Below are 19,576 nucleotides of genomic sequence, written 5' to 3'. Positions count from 1 at the left end.
CCGGATCGTGCTGCCTTCCGGTCCGGGCAGACTGAAAAGAGACAGCCAATCGGACGCTTTTCCATCGATCCGCCATGAACGGACACGATGGCGCAGGCCCGGCAGTCCATTCGGAGCCAAGAGCCGCGTATCAGCGTCGAGATCCTGATGCTAGATTTCCTCGGTCATACCGAACAGGAGGACGACATGCCTGATAGCGTCTACAAGGTCATAGAACTGGTCGGTACCAGCAGCGACTCGTGGGAGAAGGCGGCCGCCAATGCGGTCGAGCAAGCTGCGAAATCTCTCCGGGATCTTCGCGTTGCAGAGGTCATCAAGCTCGATATGCAACTGGATGAGAACGGAAAAGTTGAGGCCTATCGCGCCAAGCTCAACGTATCGTTCAAGTTCGAGGGCTCCTGAGCCTCAGCACCTCGGCCTCCACTTGCGGGGCGAGGATGGCTCATTGGAAAAAGCGCGTTGCGCGGTCCGCCCAACCGGGCGCTGTGACCCATCCCGGAGTAGGCCCTAGTCCGACTAGGGCCGATGTGCTTTGATGCGTGCGGGCGTGTGGCGCGTGGTGGCCCCATGTACATGGTCATTCGCAAGTATACCAAGGTTCGTTCGGTAGCGGACGCTGCTCGCCGCGCCAAGAGCGGCGTCGGCGAGATCCTAAGGCAATCGCCCGGATTCAAATCTTACTATGTGCTGGATGCGGGCGACGGTGCTGGTATCGCTGTGATGATATTTGACGACCGCGAAAGCGCCAATGCAGCAAATGCCAAGATACTGGCGTTTGTTCAAGCAAGTCTACCTGACCTCGATCTTGGAGTTCCCGAAATCACAACCGGCGAGGTTTTGGTGCACATAGAGCCTAATGGGTCCTCGGGCATAAAGTAGCCGTAAACGCCGCCAGTTGCGTCGGAGCGCCGCCCTCTTGCTGATGTCGTCGAATTTCGGACTCGCGCCTTGTAGCGAACCGAATGCGTCTCATTCATCCGCCCATGGTCATCGCACAGAGTGATCCCATGGGCGGTCCAATCGCGTACCGTCCGATTGTCAAGTGCGCTACCTGGTTGGGTAGCAGAATGGCCGCAGGAGAAGCCGATCATGACTGACGATCAGGTCAATCTCGTCGTTCAGCACCTTTGCGAGCAATTGCACCTTGCGCTCCGATTGAAGAACACCGAGGCACATCCACCAAATGCCAAGGATATTGGATTTGATGCTGCCTCTGTCAGAACTGTATTGCTGACCGGGTTGCGTTCGGCGGATGTCACGATCCGCCACGAGGCAGCCGGGACGAGCGAAGAGCCGCCGTGGTCCTGAACGCAAAACGAGCGACAGACGCCCAGCGCCAATGTCTCAGTTGGGGTCAAAATGCGAAGAACTCGGGGTGAGCAGATCCAGTCCGCCATGCCGCACGGAGCGGACGTCAATCCGAGAGCGCGTCGCTTCGCTGTTGGGCCATCTGCGGACTCATGCACCGCCGCAATTGTGGTCGCTATTCGATCACCTCGCCGGCGCGGACGAGCAACGAGGGGGACACAGTGAGACCGAGTGCTTTGGCGACCTTCATGTTGATGACCAACTCGAATTTGGTTGGCCTCTCTACCGGCAACTCAGAAGGCTTGGTGCCTTTGAGTATCTTGTCCACGTACACGCCCGCACGGCGCATCAGATCGCCCGCGTCGGCTCCGTACACCGACAATCCGCCATTGGCGTAATGTCGGAACAAGTAGATTGCCGGCAGATGATGTTTCGCTGCAAGCGCGATGATTCGCGGAGCCTCGACATAGGTGAGAGGATCACCAAAATCGATTATCGCATCGGCGTGCTGAGCGGCGGCCGAGGCAAAGGCGGCGTCGAGTTCTTCGGCCCTGGTCGCCTCAACTATCAGCAGAACTATACCAAGCCTACGAGCCATGCTGGGTATCTCTTCCGCCAAGTCATGCCTTTGCATTGGGTTGTCGGGATTGACCAAAAGCGCGATCTTCGAGGCGCCGGGTACGAGTTCCCGAAGGATCTCGAGACGTTTAGCGAGGAAGTCATCTGGTACCATGGTCGAAAGACCCGTTATGTTGCCACCGGGGCGTGATAGGCCTTGGACGAGGCCGAGCTGCACGGGATCGGCTACCCCCACGAATACAATCGGAATGGTGGCCGTCGCCGATTTCAGGGCCATGGCTGCTTGTGGTCCCGGAGCAACGAGGGCATCCGGATTGAGCGCAACCAGGTCGGCGACGGAGGCTGGTAGTCGATCCGGGGGTTGGGAAAAGCGATACTCGATCACCAGATTTTTCCCCTCCACCCAGCCGAGACTTCGCAGCGTATCAACGAACACGCGCTCGGCTTGGTTTAGGGCCCGCCCGCTCCCATCACCTATGGCAAGAAAGCCAAGTCGACGGCGAGCTCCCTGCGCCCACGAGCGCCTTCGCGAAACGAGCAGTGCCGCAGTAGCCGCTATGAACTCCCGCCGCTTCATCGGATCCTCATCGCAGCTTGAGGACAATGGGAGACGGAGACATGGTATCACGTTCGATGGTCGCGCGGACTGCGATGCTGCGTCGCAAGTACGGCGTGTGGCGCCGGACGGCTTTCGGGTCAAAAGCCGCGCCTCCAGCCGAACCAAACGATGTCCGCTCTACCTCTGTGGGGCGACATTCCAATGACCAGCGAGACCTTCGGCAAGGGGCAAAAGCGGACCTTGGCGGCGCCGAAGTGGCGTCTGCTTTATGACCGAGAGACAACGTCTCTTTAGCGCCAGATTGAGCGGATAGCTGCCACTTCAATTCGTCGTGGTCTTGCCGCCGCGCATGGACACGAGCTTTTTCTCACGAAATCGGAGAACGAACCATGCGGTCTCATCGAAACCGTCCGCGAGCTTTCCTTCGTGGTAATACACCATCTGAGCAGCTTCCGACTTCGACGGCGGTCCCAGCGCCTTGACTACCTCCAAACGCGACATACCCAAATGCAGCTTGCCGTCGAAGACAAGGGGCGCGAACTTTTCCGGGATGATGGCGCAATCTGCCGAGGTCTCGGTGTCTTTCTCGGTGAGCTCTTCCACGACCTCTGTGACAAGATGGTCCGGGCCGCCCATCTCTCCGCTGGACACGACCCATAATCGATGCTGCGCGCGCCGATAGCACAGCCAATAGATGCTACCTCCAGCGTCGCCCTGGTGTTGGACGGTCCCTTCGCCCACGGCTTCACGAACCGCGCCGAGCCGCGTCTCCTCGAAGCGGCCGGCGAATGCGCCTAGCGAAAAGCGGGTCGCCAATCTCTTCACGACTGTCGGCGGCACGCGCTCGAACGCATGTTCGCTGACTGGGGGCGGAGGTGTCTGCGCGGAGCAGTCGCCCGCGGGGATCGCGAAAAGGAGAAGCAGCAAGAAGAACGTCTTTCGACCATCAACTCCGAATTGCCTTACATTGAAGGTTGAGCGCTTCTGCATAGCTCGATTGCTCACCATTTTTGGCTCAAAGCCTTCTTCACTCGCCCGATCGCTTCTGCGGCGTCGGGAGCGGCCGAAGATAGCCTATTGCTATTTCCCCGAACCCTCTTCGACCCTTGGTCGGGGTCACAATTCAAATGGTTCATACACGAACTCGGTCAGCTTCCGGTCCGGGTCGCAAGCCGTCGATGGCGACCAAGCGGAACGAGTTCCGCTTTGCCCTTGGAAGCTGCCATTCGCGAACACCCGTCCTCAAAAAAACGCTCGTCGCAGCGCGCCCGTCGGCAAAACAGCCGGCCAATTCCGCTACGTCGCCTGTCAAGCCCCGTCCCGCAAAATATTCCACTTTACCGAAATTCGGATTTGTCGTACAGACTGATCACCCTGGCCCGACACGAGGGGCGGATCGCGATCGTCACGAACCGCGGGCTGGGCAGCGATGGACGCGACGGCGTCGGGCGCGATGGGCATTGCAGGGCGGCTTCAGCCGTGAGCAATGGCTTTCCGCGCGAACGACACGACGCTGACAGCGTCTTCGCATGGCTTCGGGGGCGAGCACACGCCACCCCTCGGATTCCCAGCGAGGACGTGCGCGGACGGAGAAGTCGTGTGGTCCCGACGCCCGGGGTCTGTGCGTCAAGTCTTGCGGTGATGTGGCGGCCGACCGGCGCACGCATCGATCATCCGCAAGGCGACGGGGGCAATAGTGCAACGCTCCCCGAGGAGAGCACGAAGGACACCGTTAAAACCATTCGCGCAGGGAAGGCCGGGCGACCGGCAACACCTGTGATCCGCCCCGTGTGCATTTCTGTCGCGCACGGATCTCGGGTGCCAGCCGGCGCCCGGCCTTCCCTGCGCCCTTGTCATTTTCGAGGGCGTGCGAGAAGCAAGACTCGGGCGAGACGCGCCGCGAGAATGCGAACGTGCGCCTGCTGTTGGAAATGACCATTGACGTGACGGTGGCCTGACCTCACCCGCGGTGTCGTCGCCGGCTTGACCGGGCGACCCAGTATCTCAGAGGCAATCGTGACGGATAAAAGACGCCGCGGCGTACTGGATGCCCCGGTCAAGCCGAGGCATGACACCGGTGTTGTGACGCCCTGCGCCTCCCTCAATTCCGCTACCGCATCATCATCCGCGCGATCGCTTCGCCGATCACCACCGTGGTGAAATGGGTGTTGGCGCGGCAGTCGGACGGCATGATCGAGGCGTCGGCGACACGCAAGCCGGAGATGCCTTTCACGGCGCCATCAGGATTGACCACGCCGTCGGCATCCCCGGCGCCGCTCATGCGACAGCTGCCGGCGGCGTGCTGGATGTCGCCGGTCTCACGGCGCAGCACCGCATCGAGTTCGTGATCCGGCAGGGCAGCTGCCTGCGGCAGCGTCAGATCGGTGTCGGCGAGCCGGATCCAGTCCGCGATGCCTGAGAGCGCCGACTGCGACGTGATCACGGCGAGCCGTCTCACCGCATCCATCATGCGCAGCATGTCGCGGGGATCGGCCAGCATGTTCTCCTCGACCACGGGATCGATCGCGGGGTCGGTCGAGGCCAGTTTCAGCGTGCCGCGCGAATAGGCGTTGAACAGGCCCGCACCGATCGCCCCGGGATTGCCGATGCCGCGATGATTGAAGGCGATCAGGATCATGTCGCGCTTGCCGCCCTCGGCGAGACCCGAGGAATAGGTCACGCAGCAATTGGTGTGACGGGTGTCGGGGTCGGTGGGACGCAGCTCCTCGCGAAGCTGAATCGTGGTGCGAAACAGCGGGTGATCGAAGTAGTGGCGGCCGACCGGCAGGTCGCGCGCGACGCCAATTCCCATCGCCTTCAATTCCTCGGCCGGGCCGACGCCCGAGCGCAACAGGATCGCCGGACTGTGGATGGCGCCGGCGCACAGCACGATCTGCCGCGCGATGATCTCGTGGGTGCCCTGCCCTTCGACATGAACACGGACTCCGGTTGCCCTTCCGTCGCTGATCAGGACGCGATCGACCAGCGCATGGCCGCGGATCTCCAGATTGGCGCGCTCGCGCGCCGGCTCGAGATAACCTTCATTGGTGCTGATGCGGCGGCTGTTGCGGCTGTTGATGGGATAGCAGGCAACGCCCTCGCCATCGGGGCCGTTGAGGTCGGCGCACCAGGGATAGCCGCTCGCCAGCGCCGCATCGCGCAAGCCGCGATCGATCGGTCCCCAAGTCTCCGGCGGCGCGCGATAGACCGGCAGCGGCCCGCCGCGGCCGTGGCCCTCGGCATCGCCGAACTCCAGATCGTCCTCGATCACGGAGAATAGCGGCATCACCTCCCTGGCCGACCAGCCGGTGCAGCCATTGGCGGCCCATTCGTCGAACGCATCGGCAACGCCGCGGATCGCGATCTGGCCGTTCATCATCGAGGAGCCGCCGAGCCCCTTGCCGCGCCAGTAGAAGCGCGCCTCCTGCCCGGCAACGCGCCGCGACAACAGATCAGGCCACTGCCATTTCTCCTGGTACTCGCGCTTGTGGATGATCGGGATCGGATTCGGCGTCCGCACCTCCCAGGGCGCCTCATCGGCGCGCCAGTCGCGGCCGGCCTCGAGCAGCAGCACGCGCCGCGCAGGATCCTCGGACAGCCGTGCCGCAACAGCGGCGCCAGCGGAACCGCCGCCGACAACAATGACATCGTACATCGCGTTAGGTCTCAACGGAGAATACCGGGATGGCTGATGATATCAGCAGGATGGCATTTGGACAGTGGCGCTTTCGCCGCGCGTCATTGCGAGGAGCGAAGCGACGAAGCAATCCAGACTGCCGCCGCGGAGAGATTCTGGATTGCACCCGCCTTCGCCAAAGGCTTCGGCGGACAAGTCGCTTCGCTCGCAATGGCGAAGGGGAGACAGATGTGTACCACACATTGACGAGTGCCCCGGACGCAGCGCAGCGCCCCCGGCGATGCGAAGCATCGTCCGGTGCGGTGCGTTGCAGAGCCGGGGCCCATGTCTCAGAGCAATCCGTGCAGCATGGGTCCCGGCTCTGCGCAGCAACGCCAAGAGCGTTGCAGCGCGTCCGGGACGCGAGCCCGCCCTACCCGATCCCCCGGCCGAACTTGTTCGACTTCGGGAAACCCTTCGGCGGCAGGCGGCCGGCGTCGGCGCGGGTGCCCTGCCACTCCGCCAGCTCCTTCATGGTCGCGGAGAACTCGCGGCCCGCGGAGTCCTTCCAGGTCAGGCCCGCCTTGGCCTCGAACACGGCAACGTCGGAGAGATCGCCGTCCTTGTACTTCTGCAGCCGCACGCCGCGGCCGCGCGCCATCTCCGGCACCTGGTCGAGCGGGAAGATCAGCATCTTGCGGTTCTCGCCGATGACCGCGACGGTGTCGCCCAGCACTTCGGTAACCACGCGCGCCTCGTTCGGCATGTCGACGTTGAGGACCTGCTTGCCCTTCTTGGTGGTGCCGACGCAATCGTCCTCGTTGACGACAAAGCCCTGGCCCTCACTGCTCGCGACCAGGAATTTGCGTCCGCCCTTGTTGACGAACAGCGCGACGGGCGCCGCCTCCTGCTCGAGGTCGATGAACAGGCGGATCGGTTCGCCGTGGCCGCGGCCGCCTGGCAGCTTCGCGACATCGAGCGAGTAGAACTTGCCGTTGGTGGCGAACAGCAGCAGCTTCGAGGTCGTCTCGGCGAAAAACGCAAAGCCGAGCTTGTCGTCCTGCTTGAAGGCGAGCCCCGAGAGATCCTCGACATGGCCCTTCATGGTGCGGATCCAACCCTTGTCGGAGACCACGACCGTCACCGGCTCGCGTTCGACGAGGGCCTCCTCCATCGCGGCCAGATCGTGCTCGGGCGCGTCGGCAAAAGTGGTGCGGCGCTTGCCGAGCGGCGTCTTCGGTCCGAACATGTCGCGGACCTTGCCGACCTGCTCGCCGACCTTCTTCCACTGCTCGGCTTCCGAGGCCAGCACCGCGTTGATGCCCTTGAGTTCGGCACGGAGGTTCTTGTCCTCGGTGCGGATCTCCATCTCCTCGAGCTTGCGCAAGGAGCGCAGGCGCATGTTGAGGATGGCTTCGGCCTGCACTTCGGTGAGCTTGAACTCCTTCATCAAGGCCGGCTTCGGCTCATCCTCGGTGCGGATGATCTTGATGACCTTGTCGATGTTCAGATAGGCGATCAGGAGGCCGCCGAGGACTTCCAGCCGGTGCTCGATCTGGGCCTTGCGGTAGTTGCTGCGGCGGATCAGGACTTCGCGCAGATGGTCGAGCCATTCGCGCAGGCACTCCGCAAGACCCACCACCTTGGGCACGCGGCCCTTGATCAGCACGTTGAGGTTCAGCGGAATCTTGTTTTCGAGCTCGGTGAGGCGGAACAGCGATTCCATCATCAGCGCGGGATCGACGTTCTTCGATTTCGGCTCGATGACGATGCGGACGTCTTCGGCCGATTCGTCCCTGATGTCGCCGACCAGCGGAAGCTTCTTCTGGTCGAGCAGCTCGGCGACCTTCTCGATCAGCCGCGACTTCTGCACCAGGAAGGGAATCTCGGTGACGACGACGACCCAGGCGCCTCGCGCGCCCTCCTCCTGCTCCCACCGCGCGCGAACGCGGAACGAGCCGCGGCCGGTGGTGTAGGCTTCGGCGATGGCCTGCTTGGAATCGACGCAGATGCCGCCGGTCGGGAAATCGGGCCCCTTGACCCACCGCATCAGCGCCTTGGACTTGGCGTCCGGCTTCTCGATCAGATGCAGCGCGGCTTCGCAAAGCTCGGCCGCGTTGTGCGGCGGGATCGAGGTCGCCATGCCGACCGCGATTCCCTGCGCGCCGTTGGCGAGCAGGTTCGGGAAGCCGCCGGGCAGCACGACCGGCTCCTTCGACTGGCCGTCGTAATTGGCGCGGAACTCGACGCCGTCCTCGTCGATGCCGTCGAGCAGAAGCCGCGCGACGTCGGTCATGCGCGCTTCGGTGTAGCGGTAGGCGGCGGGATTATCGCCGTCGATATTGCCGAAATTGCCCTGGCCGTCGACCAGCGGATAGCGCGAGGAGAAGTCCTGCGCGAGGCGGACCATGGCGTCGTAGATCGCCTGGTCGCCATGCGGATGGAACGAGCCCATCACGTCGCCGACGATTTTTGCGGATTTCTTGAAGGCCGTGCCGGGGTCGAGCCTGAGCAGGCGCATGCCGTAGAGGATACGACGGTGAACCGGCTTCAGGCCGTCGCGCGCGTCGGGCAGCGCGCGGTGCATGATGGTGGAGAGCGCATAGGCGAGATAACGCTCCTCGAGCGCTTCACGCAGCGGCACCTCGTGAATTTCGGCCGGTTCTTCCGGCGGAACGATTCGTTTTCCCATGCCGCCCGGTTAAACCGTGGAAGCGAATCGGGCAAGGATGGATTGGTTCCCTGTGGGCGGCTAATGCCCGGCCCAGCCGGCTGTCACGGTCTGGGTCTGGGTCCCACCAGGCGTTTGGGCCGGCGCCGGCACATTGGTCAGGCACCGCCGGGCGGCCTCGATTTCAGCCTCCGTCGCTCCCTTCGACCGCGCCCATGTCTCTGCGGCCGCAGCAGAATATTTCGCCACATAATACCGGACGACCGTACAGGACGCCCGGCGAAACACGCCGGGCTGCGGCTCGCCGGCCATTGCATCAGGCGCAAACGCAAGCAGCGCCGCGGACAAGGCGAATCCTCTGATCAACATTTAGGCTGTCCCCGCTATGGAACCTGAGGAAGCGAACTCAACCAGCCCTACTTCGTTCCCGGGAACTCCATGCCCGGAGGCAAAGCAGAGTCCCGCTCGGCTCATGGCGCGGGAATTGCCGCCTTCGCCTGCTGCCGGATCAAGGCGTTGATGAAGCCCGCGCGCGCGTCGGAATGGCCCAGTCCACGCGGCTCCAGCACATGGCGGAGCAGGAACAGGCCGGTGAGCCGAAAGCCGTCCTGGAGATCCTGCTCGGTGAGGTCGCTTGCGGTCTCGCCCTGGCGCAGAAACGGCGGCAGGCGCAACAAGCGGTCGCGCCACGGCTCGCCCGCGCCGCGCGACACCGCGCCGCCGGATTTCGGCGAGACATAGATCAGGTCCGTGGTCTCGCCTGTGACCGCACAGTTTTCCAGGGCCAGCCCGAAGCCGAGCTCGGCGAGCATCGCCAGCTCGAAATGGATGAGGTGCACGGCCGCACCACCGATATCCTCGAAATCGTCGAGCGAATGTTCGAGCAGCGCAAATATCTCCTCATGCGGATCGCGCTCCGGCAGGAGGCGCGCGATCGAGGCGAGATGGGTGACGCCGTAGACGCCGTGGGATGATCCGAGCAACGTGGCCGCACGCAGCTTCAGCCCTTCGATGGCGTAGGTGCCGAGATGCTCGTCGAGCCGTGCCCGCCACACCGCGCTGACGCTGTTCCCCGGCTGCAGCAAGGGCCGCATCCGCGAGCCGGCGCCGCCGCGGACGAGGCCGAGATGACGACCGTGCCCGCGGGTCAGGAGCTCGACGATAGCGCTGGATTCGCCATGCCGCCGCACGCCCAGCACGATGCCTTCGTCGGTCCATTCCATAGGAGGAATCTTACCGCATTTCGAGCTGTCGTAGGGTGGGCAAAGCGAAGCGTGCCCACCAATTTGATCCACCCGATGCTAATTGATTGTGGTGGGCACGGCGCGCAAGGGCGCGCCTTTGCCCACCCTACGGCACCGCGCAAAACCTCACGCGTTGAACCAGCCTTGCGCGTCGCCGCTGAAGGAGAAATACAGGCCCACCGTCGTCAGCGCGCAAGAGACGATCTCGATGGCGCTGTCGAGCTCCATGCCCTTCTCCCCGATGATCTGGCCGAGCGAGATCACCGACAGCACGAGCGCCGCCGCCAGCACCCAGCGCGGCCAGTTCTTGCGCCAATGCGCAGCTAACCAGACGAAGTAGACCAGGAGCAGGATCATGCCGCCGGCGAGCAAGGTCCCCGTCATGATCATCTGCTCGGTCACCTCGGCACTGGGCGTGCGGTCCTGGACCGCAACGGACAAGGCGTCCAGCATCAACGACGCATAGAGCAGCGCTTCGAAGCGCCGGACATTGCTGGGCACGCTCATCGGATACCGATCTTTTCTTGGTTATTCTCTCGGAAAGTCCAGGCCCATCTCGCGGTAGCGATCGGGATCGTCGCCCCAGTTCTCGCGCACTTTGACGAACAGGAACAGGTGGACCGGCACGTCCAGGATCTGCATCAGCTCCTTGCGCGAGTCCGCGCCGATCGACTTGATGGTGGCGCCGCCCTTGCCGAGCACGATCTTGCGCTGGCTCTCGCGCTCGACGAAGATCGTCTGCTCGATCCGCACCGACTTGTCCTTGCGTTCCTCCCACTTGTCGGTCTCGACCGTGGACTGGTAGGGCAATTCCTGGTGCAGCTTCTGATAGATTTTCTCGCGCGTGATCTCAGCCGCCAGCTGCCGCATCGGCGCGTCCGACATCTGGTCCTCGGGGTAAAGGAACGGACCCGCCGGCACCATCTCGGACAGCGTCTTGCGGAGGTCGTCGACGCCGTCGCCCGAGATCGCCGCGATCATGAAGGTCCGCGCGAACTTCATGCGCTCGTTGGCGGCCTGCGCCAGCGCCAGCAGTTTCTCGCGCTGGACCAGGTCGACCTTGTTGATGACGAGGATCTTCTCGTGATTGACGCTGGCCGCCTTGGTGAGGATCGCCTCCGCCTCCTCGTCGATCCCGGTCTTGGCGTCGAGCAGCACGCAGACGAGATCGGCGTCATGCGCCCCGCTCCAGGCGGTCGAAACCATGGCGCGGTCGAGCCGGCGCTTCGGCAGGAAGATGCCGGGCGTGTCGACCAGAATGATCTGCGCGTTGTTCTCGATCACGATGCCGCGGATCAGCGCGCGCGTAGTCTGCACCTTGCGCGAGACGATCGTGACCTTGGCCCCGACCAGCGCGTTGACCAGCGTGGACTTGCCGACATTCGGCGCGCCGATCAGCGCAACGAAGCCGCAGCGCGTGGCAGTGGGCGCCTCGCCGCTTGTTTCAGCCGTCATTGCCGCCGCCAACGCCTTCACGTTCGATCATCACTGAAGCTGCTACTTTCTCTGCCGCGCGCTTGCTGCCGCCGATGCCCTCGGCCGGCGCGAGCCCCGGCAGGTCCACCGCGACGCGAAATTGCGGATCGTGGTGCGGGCCGGTGCGCTCGACCTCGCGGTAAACCGGCGTCGGCAGTCCCTTGCCCTGCGCCCATTCCTGCAGCACGGTCTTGGGATCGCGCAAGGGACGGCGCGGCTTGTGCATGCGTTCGGTCCAGTTGCGCTTGACGAACTCGGACGCCGCCGCGTACCCGCCGTCGAGGAAGACGGCGCCGATCACGGCCTCGCAGATGTCGCCGAGGATGGACTTGCGCAGGCGCGCGTCGGCGCTGGAGCCGACCGAGCCGAGCTTGATGTCGTCGAGCAGACCGAGCGACTTGGCGACGTCGGCGCAGCTTTCCTTGCGCACGAGTTCGGCAAGACGCTTGGACAACTCGCCCTCATCGGCGTTCGGGAACGCGTGATAGAGCATGTCGGAGACGACCAGCCCGAGCACGTGGTCGCCGAGGAATTCCAGGCGCTGATAGCTGTCGCCCCGCTTGCGCCCGGACTTCAGCGCCGAGACATGCGTGATCGCCTGCATCAGCATATTCGGGTCGGCGAAGCTATGGCCGATGCGCGCCTCGAGCGCCGCGTTGGCATCGGTGCCCTTGGCCTTGCTGCTCCGTGTCCGCTTCTTCTTTGCAGGCGTCTTCGCTGCAGCTTCGCTCTCAGGAGCGGCTTGCGCCTCGGTCGGTTGGATCGCGATGTCCTTGGCTTCGTCTTTCATCGGACGATTTTGAAGAACCGATTCCAGCGCACCGCCCACGGCCAGCGCCAGAACATCCAGGCATGCTCGCCTTCGGCGATGGAGAAGAAGATCATCTGGGCGCGGCCGATCAGATTCTCCTGCGGCACATAGCCGACCTGGCCGAGGAAGCGGCTATCGGTGGAATTGTCGCGGTTGTCGCCCATCATGAAGAAATGGCCGGCTGGCACGGTGTAGACATTGGTGTTGTCCACGTAGCCGTTGTCGGCGCAATCGAGCGTCTCATAGGACACCCCGTTCGGCAGCGTTTCCTTCCAGCGCTTCACGCGGGAGATGCCGCCACCTTCCGAGCCGCAGGGCTCCTCGCCGACATATTCGCTCATGCGCTGCCGCTCGACCGGCGTGTCGTTGATGTAGAGCAGCCCGTCCCGCATCTGGATGCGGTCTCCGGGAAGGCCGATCACGCGCTTGATGTAATCGGTGGAATCGTCCTTCGGCAGGCGAAACACGACGATGTCGCCGCGGTTCGGATCCGAGCCCCAGATCCGCCCGGAGAACAGCGGCGGCGAGAACGGAATCGAATAGTGGCTGTAGCCGTAGGAATATTTCGAGACGAACAGATAGTCGCCGACCAGCAGCGTCGCCTTCATCGAGCCGGAAGGGATGTTGAACGGCTGGAACAGGAAGGTGCGGATCACCAGCGCGATCAGGAGAGCGTGGATCACGACCCGGATCGTTTCACCGACGCCGCTCTCAGTTTTCGTTCCTGAAGTCACGCTCATTGCTCTCTCAATTCCGCCCGGCGATCACAGAGCGCCCTCCTCCCGCGAACGGCCCACCGGTTCGCGGCGCAAGGAGATTGTCCTGATTCTGATAGTGAGGGCCAATTCCGGCGTAAAGCCGAATTCGCCCAAGCTGATTTTGTGTCCGCGGACTTTTAGACGGTTGTCGGAGGCCACGCAATCAAGGATCGCATCAAAACTGGATAAGTTATTGACTTACAACGCAAATCGTAAAATCGCCGGGCCCCCTCAGGGTTTCGGCAGCGGGACGGCGGAAATGATCACGAAGGCCTGCGCCAGCGGCCAGTCGTCGGTGATCGACAGGTCGATCCGCGCCTCGAACCCCTCCGGGGTCAGGGCCTGGAGCCGGGCCAGCGCCCCGCCGGTCAGCTGAATGGTCGGCCGCCCGCCCGGCAGGTTGACCACCCCCATGTCGCGCCACCAGACGCCGCGCCGGATCCCGGTGCCGAGCGCCTTGGAGCAGGCCTCCTTGGCGGCAAAGCGCTTGGCGTAGGTCGCCACCACCATCTTCTCGTTCTTGGCCCGCCGCTCCGCCTTGGCCCGCTCGGCCGCGGTGAAAATGCGATCGAGGAAGCGCTCGCCATGGCGCTCGATCACCTTGCCGACGCGGGTGATGTCGATCAGGTCGGAGCCGATGCCGATGATCATGCCCGGCTCCGGCCGCGGTCCATCGCCGCGCGCATGCAGCGCACCGTCTCGGCAAGACCGACGAACAGTGCCTCGCCGATCATGTAGTAGCCGATGTTGAGCTCCATGATCTCTGGAAGCGCGGCAATCGTCTCCGCCGTCGCATAGTCGAGCCCGTGCCCGGCATGAACCTCCAGCCCGGCGGCCTTCGCCAGCTTCACCCCCGCCACGATCCGCTGCCATTCGGCCTCGGCCTTGGCGGTGTGGCCGTCGACCACGGCATCGCACCAGGCGCCGGTGTGGATCTCGATCACCGGCGCGCGCAGCCGCGCCGCCATCTCGATCTGGGCGGGATCGGCGGCGATGAACAGGGAGACCCGAATGCCGGCATCGTTCAGCCGGGCGATGTAGGGCGCGAGCGCGTTGTGCTGGCCGACCACATCCAGCCCGCCTTCGGTGGTCACCTCCTGCCGGCGCTCCGGCACCAGGCACACCGCGTGCGGCTTGGTGGCGAGCGAGATGCGCATCATGTCGTCGGTCGCTGCCATCTCGAAATTGAGCGGCTTGGAGATCTCGGCCTTCAGCCGCGCCATGTCCTCATCGCGGATGTGGCGGCGATCCTCGCGTAAATGGGCGGTGATGCCGTCGGCGCCGGCTTCGATGGCCATCAGCGCCGCGCGCACCGGATCGGGATGGCGGCCGCCGCGCGCGTTACGCACGGTTGCGACGTGATCGATATTGACGCCGAGGCGAAGCGGAATTGCGGGCATTTCAGAAACTCACGAAATCGGGGGGACGGACGGCTGCGGAAGACGTCTATCCATTAACACGTTCGACTTTGGCGACGACCGCCTTCGCGCGCAGCTGGGCCAGGATCGCGCTGAGGTGCTTCAGATCGTAGACTTCGAGATCGATCGTCGTCTCCGTGAAATCAGGCGAGCGGCGCTGCATGCTGATGTTGTCGATATTGCCGTCGTGCTCGGCGATCACGGTCGCGATCTGGGCAAGCGCACCGGGCTCGTTGACGTTCTCGACCTTGATGCGGGCGGGGAAGCGCTGCGGCGCGGAGTCCTCGATGTCCCAGCGGACGTCGAGCCAGCGCTCCGGCTCCTCCTCGAAGTCCTTCAGGGCCGGCGCCTGGATCGGGTAGATCGTGATGCCCTCGCCCGGCGTGACGATGCCGACGATGCGATCGCCCGGCACGGCGCCGCCATTCGGCGCGAACTTGATCGGGAGGTCGGAATTGATGCCGCGGATCGGGATCGCGACCGGGCTGCGCGGCGGCTCCGACGACTTCTCCTTGAGCTTGGCGGCAAGCCCTTTCTTGACGCCGTAGCGCGCGATGCGCTCCTCCTTGTAGTCGGGGTACATCGCGCGCGCGACGTGGGAGGCCTTGATCTCGCCGCGGCCCACCGCCGCCATCACGTCCTCGATCGAGGTGCGCGCGAGCCGCGGCAGCGCGCCCTTGAGCTTGTCGTCGGCGTATTCGATCTTGGCGCGCTCGAACAGGCGTTCCACGATGCGCCGGCCGAGACCGGCATATTGATCGCGCACCGCAGTCCGCGTGGCACGGCGGATCGCGGCGCGCGCCTTGCCGGTGACCGCAAGCGTCTCCCAGGCCGAGGGCGGCGCCGATTGCGCTTCCGAGGTCAGCACCTCGACCTCGTCACCGTTCTGCAGCTCCGAGGACAGCGGCGCGAACTGGCCGTTGATCTTGCAGCCGACCGCGCTATTGCCGACGTCGGTGTGCACGGCATAGGCGAAGTCGATCACGTTGGCGTGGCGCGGCAGCGCGATCAGCTTGCCCTTGGGGGTGAAGCAGAACACCTGGTCGTGGAACAGCTCGAGCTTGGTGTGCTCGAGGAATTCCTCCGGGTTGGCACTCTCCGAAAGGATGCCGATGGTGTGGCGCAGCCAGGCGAACGCATTGGACTCGCGCTTGAGGAATTCGGTCGGCGAGCCGACGCCCTCCTTGTAGAAGACGTGCGCGGCGATGCCCCGCTCGGCGATCTGGTCCATCGCCTCGGTGCGGATCTGCAGCTCGACGCGCTGGTTGCCGGGGCCGATCACCGTGGTGTGGATCGAGCGGTAGTCGTTCTGCTTCGGCGTCGAGATGTAGTCCTTGAAGCGTCCCGGCACGACCGGCCAGGTGGTGTGGACGATGCCGAGCGCGCGATAGCAGGCCTCGATGTCGTTGACGACGAGGCGGAAGCCGAAGATGTCGGACAATTGCTCGAAGCCGACCGACTTGCGCTCCATCTTGGTCCAGATCGAGAACGGCTTCTTGCGGCGGCCATAGACCCGCGCCCCTAAGCCCCGGTGGCGCAGATTGTTGGAGAGCTGGTCCTCGATCTCGCCGATCAGGTTGCGGTTGCGCTCGGCGAGCGCGTCGAGCCGCTGCATCACCACCGAATAGGCCTCGGGATCGAGGGTGCGGAAGGACAGATCCTCCAGCTCCTCGCGCATTTCCTGCATGCCCATGCGGCCCGCCAGCGGCGCATAGATGTCGAGCGTCTCTTCGGCAATGCGCCTGCGCGATTCCGTCGGCACGAAATCCAGCGTACGCATGTTGTGCAGGCGGTCGGCGAGCTTGACCAGGAGCACGCGGACATCGTCGGCAATGGCCAGCAATAATTTGCGCAGGTTCTCGGCCTGCTTGGCCTCGCGCGACACCAGCTCGAGCCGCTTCAGCTTGGTCAGGCCCTCGACCAGCGCGCCGATCTCCGGCCCGAATATCTGGTCGATCTCGGCCCGCGTCGCTTCGGTGTCCTCGATGGTGTCGTGGAGCAGCGCGGCCACGATGGTGGCGTCGTCGAGCTTGAGGTCGGTGAGAATCGCTGCCACTTCGAGCGGGTGCGAGAAATACGGATCGCCCGAGGCGCGGGTCTGCGAGCCGTGCGCCTTCATGGCGTAGACATAGGCGCGGTTCAGCAAGTCTTCGTTGGTGTTGGGATTGTAGGACCTGACGCGCTCGACGAGGTCATATTGACGCATCATGCGCGCACGCGGCTTGGCCGGGCGCGCGACCGGCGCAGTCGGGGCCACGGCAACCGATTCGGTTGCGGCCTGCATCTGCGTGGATCTGCGGCGCCGATATACCATCCCGTCCTGCCTTCAAACGAGCCCGAGCCGGCCCGCTGTATACATCTTAGCTCCGATCGCGCTTGTGTCCGATCAATTCAGTGACAGGACGCATCGCCAAGTACAACGCATGGTAACCACGAAAACGTCAACAAAAGCAAAGGCCCGAACACCGGTTCGGGCCTTTGATAAAATCACAAGACATCGACGATCGCGACGGACGATTTACTCGTCTTCCTCGGGCTGCTCCTCGGGCGGCGCAAGGCCTTCGAGACCCTTCAGGAGCTCCTCTTCGGTCATGCGCTCGACGGCGACTTCGGTATCGTCCGCATCGACGCTCGCGCCCGCGGAACCGATCAGCGGCACCGTATCCGGCTCGGGCTCGTCGACCTCGACGAACTTCTGGAGCGAGTGCACCAGCTCCTCGCGCAGGTCCTCGGGCGAAATGGTCGTGTCAGCAATTTCGCGCAAAGACACAACAGGGTTCTTGTCGTTATCGCGGTCAACCGTTAGTTGTGAACCGGACGAAATCATGCGGGCGCGGTGGGCGGCCAGCAGGACCAGGTCAAACCGGTTGTCGACCTTGTCGATACAATCTTCTACGGTGACGCGAGCCATGGACTGTCGCTCCGTTGTGGGTGGGACGAAATATGTGGATGATTGGGGCTAGTTATAGGGGCTGGGGCGGTTTCGCAAGGCCAATTTGTGATTTGGCCTCGCCAAACGGCTCTGCTACCCCCACATTGGGGCTGGGATGGGTGGTTACCCGGGCTGCCATCGATGGCGGCGCCGGGTGTATGGAAAGTCCGCCATAACTATACCTTGTTTGCCCCGACTTCTCCGGATTTGCGGTTTCGACGGGTTTTAGCGGCACTCTACAATTGCGCGGCCTCCTGCCGCCGCGCCAACAATAAACGATCAATCACGAACACTACGCGAGCAAACTGAATGTCACCTTCCTCTACCGACAAGATCGCGCTCTTCATCGACGGAGCCAATCTCTACGCGACGGCGAAAACTCTGGGCTTCGACATCGACTACAAGCGCCTGCTGAAGGAGTTTCAGAGCCGCGGCACGCTGCTTCGGGCGTTCTACTACACCGCCATCATCGAGGATCAGGAATACTCCTCGATCCGCCCGCTGATCGACTGGCTGGATTACAACGGCTACACCGTCGTCACCAAGGCGACCAAGGAGTTCATCGACGCCTCCGGCCGCCGCAAGGTCAAGGGCAATATGGACATCGAGCTCGCCGTGGACGCCATGGAGCTTGCCGAGCACATCGACCAGATGGTGCTGTTCTCCGGTGACGGCGACTTCCGCTCCCTGGTCGAGGCCGTGCAGCGCCGCGGCGTGCGGGTCACGGTGATCTCCACCATCGCCAGCCAGCCGCCGATGATCGCCGACGAGCTGCGCCGCCAGGCCGACGTCTTCACCGACCTCGTCGAGCTGCAATCCAAGCTCGGCCGCGATCCCTCCGAACGCCCCGCCCCGCGCGACCGCGGCGATCGCGAGGCCCGCCACCACGCCCCGCAATTCCTCCAGCGCGCAACCACCGTGGCGCCGAGGGGCGATGACGACTTCGAGGAGTGAGGCGGCCCGGTCAAGTCGCCAGGCTCCAACCGTCGTTCCCGACCGCAATTGTCCGCTCTGTCCGCGCCTGGTCGCCTTTCGCGAGGCGAACCGGGCGCGCGAGCCGTTGTGGCACAACGCGCCGGTCGCGCCCTTTGGCGACGTCAAGGCACGCCTGTTGATCGTCGGCCTCGCGCCGGGGATGCAGGGCGCCAACCGCACGGGACGGCCGTTCACCGGCGACTACGCCGGTGACCTGCTCTACGCCACGCTGCTCGAATATGGATTTGCCAAGGGCACCTATCAGGCGCGTCCCGACGACGGCCTGAAGCTGGTCGACTGCCGGATCGCCAATGCAGTGCATTGCGTTCCGCCGCAGAACAAGCCGCTGCCGGTCGAGATCAACACCTGCCGCCAGTTCCTCGTCGCGAATCTCGAGACGATGCCGAAGCTGCGCGCGATCATCGCGCTCGGGCGGATTGCGCACGACAGCGTGCTCAAGCCGCTGAACCTGAGGGCCTCGCAGGCCCCCTTCGGCCACGGCGCCGTGCATCAGGCCGGCGCGTTCAGGCTCTACGACAGCTATCACTGCTCGCGCTACAACACGAATACCGGCGTGCTGACGCCGGACATGTTCCGGTCGGTGTTCGCGAAGGTGAAGGCTGATCTCGATTAGCGCCCTGGTTCAGGCTTTGGCCGGATTGGCCTTGAGCCAGTCCAGGACGTCGCCTGCGTTCCGGTCGGGCGGAAACACCGGGTAGAACACATGCGTGATCCTGGCGTCGTCGACGATCAGCGCAAGACGCTTGATCAGCGTCAGGCCCGCGACCTCCATCGTCGGCAGATTGAGCGCACGCGTCAGCGCCAGCTTCTCGTCCGACAGCACGGGGAACGGCAGATGCAGCCGTGACGCCATCTCGGTCTGGTACGCGTTGCTCTGGGTCGAGAGGCCGAACACGTGGGAGGCGCCGGCGCCCTTCAGCTCGGCGAACAGATCGCGAAATGCGCAAGTCTGCGGCGTGCACCCGCGCGCGCCCGGGATCATGTCCCAATCGTCGACCAACGAAATCTTGCCGGGTTCGCCGGTGCGGGGATAAGCGAACACCACAGTCCGGCCACGCAGCGCCGACAGCGTCACCGAGGTGTCGTTGGTCGCGAGCAGGCCGATCGGCGGCAACGTCATGCCGGTCAGATGCGCGGCGGCGCCGTCGTCTTCGGGTGCGGGAATCTGGCTCCAATCGACCTCGAGCAGGTTCCGTTGGTTCATCTCG

Annotated in this window: 20 protein-coding genes; 5 read left to right on the top strand and 15 right to left on the bottom strand. The window is 64.0% G+C overall.

Annotated features, from left to right (window positions below):
• The first annotated feature begins 87 nt into the window (after positions 1-87).
• The 3 genes from XI03_RS01235 to XI03_RS01225 all read left to right on the top strand — a co-directional run bounded on the left by XI03_RS01235 (position 88) and on the right by XI03_RS01225 (position 1,308).
• The gene (locus XI03_RS01235; RefSeq protein ID WP_271591059.1) at positions 88-402 is read left to right on the top strand and encodes a dodecin family protein; all 315 of its coding nucleotides are present in this window, start codon (positions 88-90) and stop codon (positions 400-402) included.
• 165 nt (positions 403-567) lie between these two features.
• A complete protein-coding gene (locus tag XI03_RS01230; protein ID WP_095426322.1) occupies positions 568-879 on the top strand; it encodes a hypothetical protein in 312 nt (103 codons plus the stop codon).
• A gap of 210 nt (positions 880-1,089) precedes the next feature.
• Positions 1,090-1,308, top strand: coding sequence for a hypothetical protein (locus XI03_RS01225; RefSeq protein ID WP_143279312.1), 219 nt, complete (start codon positions 1,090-1,092; stop codon positions 1,306-1,308).
• A gap of 175 nt (positions 1,309-1,483) precedes the next feature.
• Here XI03_RS01225 and XI03_RS01220 read toward each other — a convergent pair whose 3' ends face one another.
• The 14 genes from XI03_RS01220 to rpoZ form a co-directional block, all read right to left on the bottom strand.
• The gene (locus tag XI03_RS01220; RefSeq protein ID WP_271591058.1) at positions 1,484-2,464 is read right to left on the bottom strand and encodes an ABC transporter substrate-binding protein; all 981 of its coding nucleotides are present in this window, start codon (positions 2,462-2,464) and stop codon (positions 1,484-1,486) included.
• A gap of 303 nt (positions 2,465-2,767) precedes the next feature.
• A complete protein-coding gene (locus XI03_RS01215) occupies positions 2,768-3,436 on the bottom strand; it encodes a hypothetical protein (RefSeq protein WP_095426320.1) in 669 nt (222 codons plus the stop codon).
• A gap of 1,120 nt (positions 3,437-4,556) precedes the next feature.
• Positions 4,557-6,101, bottom strand: a complete 1,545-nt coding sequence (locus XI03_RS01210) for a GMC family oxidoreductase (RefSeq protein ID WP_271591057.1) — start codon at positions 6,099-6,101, stop codon at positions 4,557-4,559.
• Between the two features lie 394 nt (positions 6,102-6,495).
• The gene (gene parC, locus XI03_RS01205) at positions 6,496-8,754 is read right to left on the bottom strand and encodes a DNA topoisomerase IV subunit A (protein WP_271591056.1); all 2,259 of its coding nucleotides are present in this window, start codon (positions 8,752-8,754) and stop codon (positions 6,496-6,498) included.
• Positions 8,755-8,814: 60 nt separating this feature from the next.
• Positions 8,815-9,102, bottom strand: a complete 288-nt coding sequence (locus tag XI03_RS01200) for a hypothetical protein (RefSeq protein WP_028144254.1) — start codon at positions 9,100-9,102, stop codon at positions 8,815-8,817.
• Between the two features lie 101 nt (positions 9,103-9,203).
• Positions 9,204-9,956, bottom strand: a complete 753-nt coding sequence (gene recO / locus XI03_RS01195; protein WP_028144253.1) for a DNA repair protein RecO — start codon at positions 9,954-9,956, stop codon at positions 9,204-9,206.
• Positions 9,957-10,103: 147 nt separating this feature from the next.
• The gene (locus XI03_RS01190) at positions 10,104-10,484 is read right to left on the bottom strand and encodes a hypothetical protein (RefSeq protein WP_038972470.1); all 381 of its coding nucleotides are present in this window, start codon (positions 10,482-10,484) and stop codon (positions 10,104-10,106) included.
• A 21-nt stretch (positions 10,485-10,505) separates the two neighbouring features.
• A complete protein-coding gene (era, locus tag XI03_RS01185; RefSeq protein WP_028144378.1) occupies positions 10,506-11,432 on the bottom strand; it encodes a GTPase Era in 927 nt (308 codons plus the stop codon).
• Positions 11,422-12,243 carry a ribonuclease III gene (gene rnc, locus XI03_RS01180; protein ID WP_028144379.1) on the bottom strand — a complete coding sequence of 274 codons (822 nt, stop codon included), beginning with the start codon at positions 12,241-12,243 and terminating at the stop codon, positions 11,422-11,424. Before rnc ends, era begins: the two co-directional genes overlap by 11 nt.
• Entirely contained in the window at positions 12,240-13,004 is a 765-nt protein-coding gene (lepB, locus tag XI03_RS01175; protein ID WP_018320011.1) for a signal peptidase I, read from the bottom strand. The genes rnc and lepB overlap by 4 nt, the downstream gene beginning before the upstream one ends.
• Before the next feature lie 249 nt (positions 13,005-13,253).
• Positions 13,254-13,673, bottom strand: coding sequence for a holo-ACP synthase (acpS, locus tag XI03_RS01170; protein ID WP_038950897.1), 420 nt, complete (start codon positions 13,671-13,673; stop codon positions 13,254-13,256).
• A complete protein-coding gene (locus XI03_RS01165; protein ID WP_038950896.1) occupies positions 13,670-14,422 on the bottom strand; it encodes a pyridoxine 5'-phosphate synthase in 753 nt (250 codons plus the stop codon). Before XI03_RS01165 ends, acpS begins: the two co-directional genes overlap by 4 nt.
• Positions 14,423-14,468: 46 nt before the next feature.
• Positions 14,469-16,754, bottom strand: a complete 2,286-nt coding sequence (locus tag XI03_RS01160; protein WP_018320008.1) for a RelA/SpoT family protein — start codon at positions 16,752-16,754, stop codon at positions 14,469-14,471.
• A gap of 204 nt (positions 16,755-16,958) precedes the next feature.
• On the bottom strand, positions 16,959-17,351 hold the full coding sequence (rpoZ, locus tag XI03_RS01155) for a DNA-directed RNA polymerase subunit omega (protein WP_008133017.1): 393 nt from the start codon (positions 17,349-17,351) through the stop codon (positions 16,959-16,961).
• A 330-nt stretch (positions 17,352-17,681) separates the two neighbouring features.
• Between rpoZ and XI03_RS01150 the strand changes: the two genes are divergently transcribed.
• Entirely contained in the window at positions 17,682-18,326 is a 645-nt protein-coding gene (locus tag XI03_RS01150) for a LabA-like NYN domain-containing protein (protein ID WP_028144383.1), read from the top strand.
• Positions 18,307-18,981, top strand: coding sequence for a uracil-DNA glycosylase (locus XI03_RS01145; RefSeq protein WP_038972468.1), 675 nt, complete (start codon positions 18,307-18,309; stop codon positions 18,979-18,981). The genes XI03_RS01150 and XI03_RS01145 overlap by 20 nt, the downstream gene beginning before the upstream one ends.
• A gap of 9 nt (positions 18,982-18,990) precedes the next feature.
• On the opposite strand, the gene XI03_RS01140 is transcribed toward XI03_RS01145, so the two are convergent.
• A complete protein-coding gene (locus tag XI03_RS01140) occupies positions 18,991-19,572 on the bottom strand; it encodes a peroxiredoxin (RefSeq protein ID WP_028144385.1) in 582 nt (193 codons plus the stop codon).
• Positions 19,573-19,576 lie beyond the last annotated feature (4 nt).

It is taken from the genome of Bradyrhizobium sp. CCBAU 65884, assembly GCF_028128835.1.
GTDB classification, from domain to species: domain Bacteria; phylum Pseudomonadota; class Alphaproteobacteria; order Rhizobiales; family Xanthobacteraceae; genus Bradyrhizobium; species Bradyrhizobium ottawaense.
Note: the sequence above shows the minus strand (reverse complement) of the source record. Positions and strands in the feature narration are given on the sequence as shown.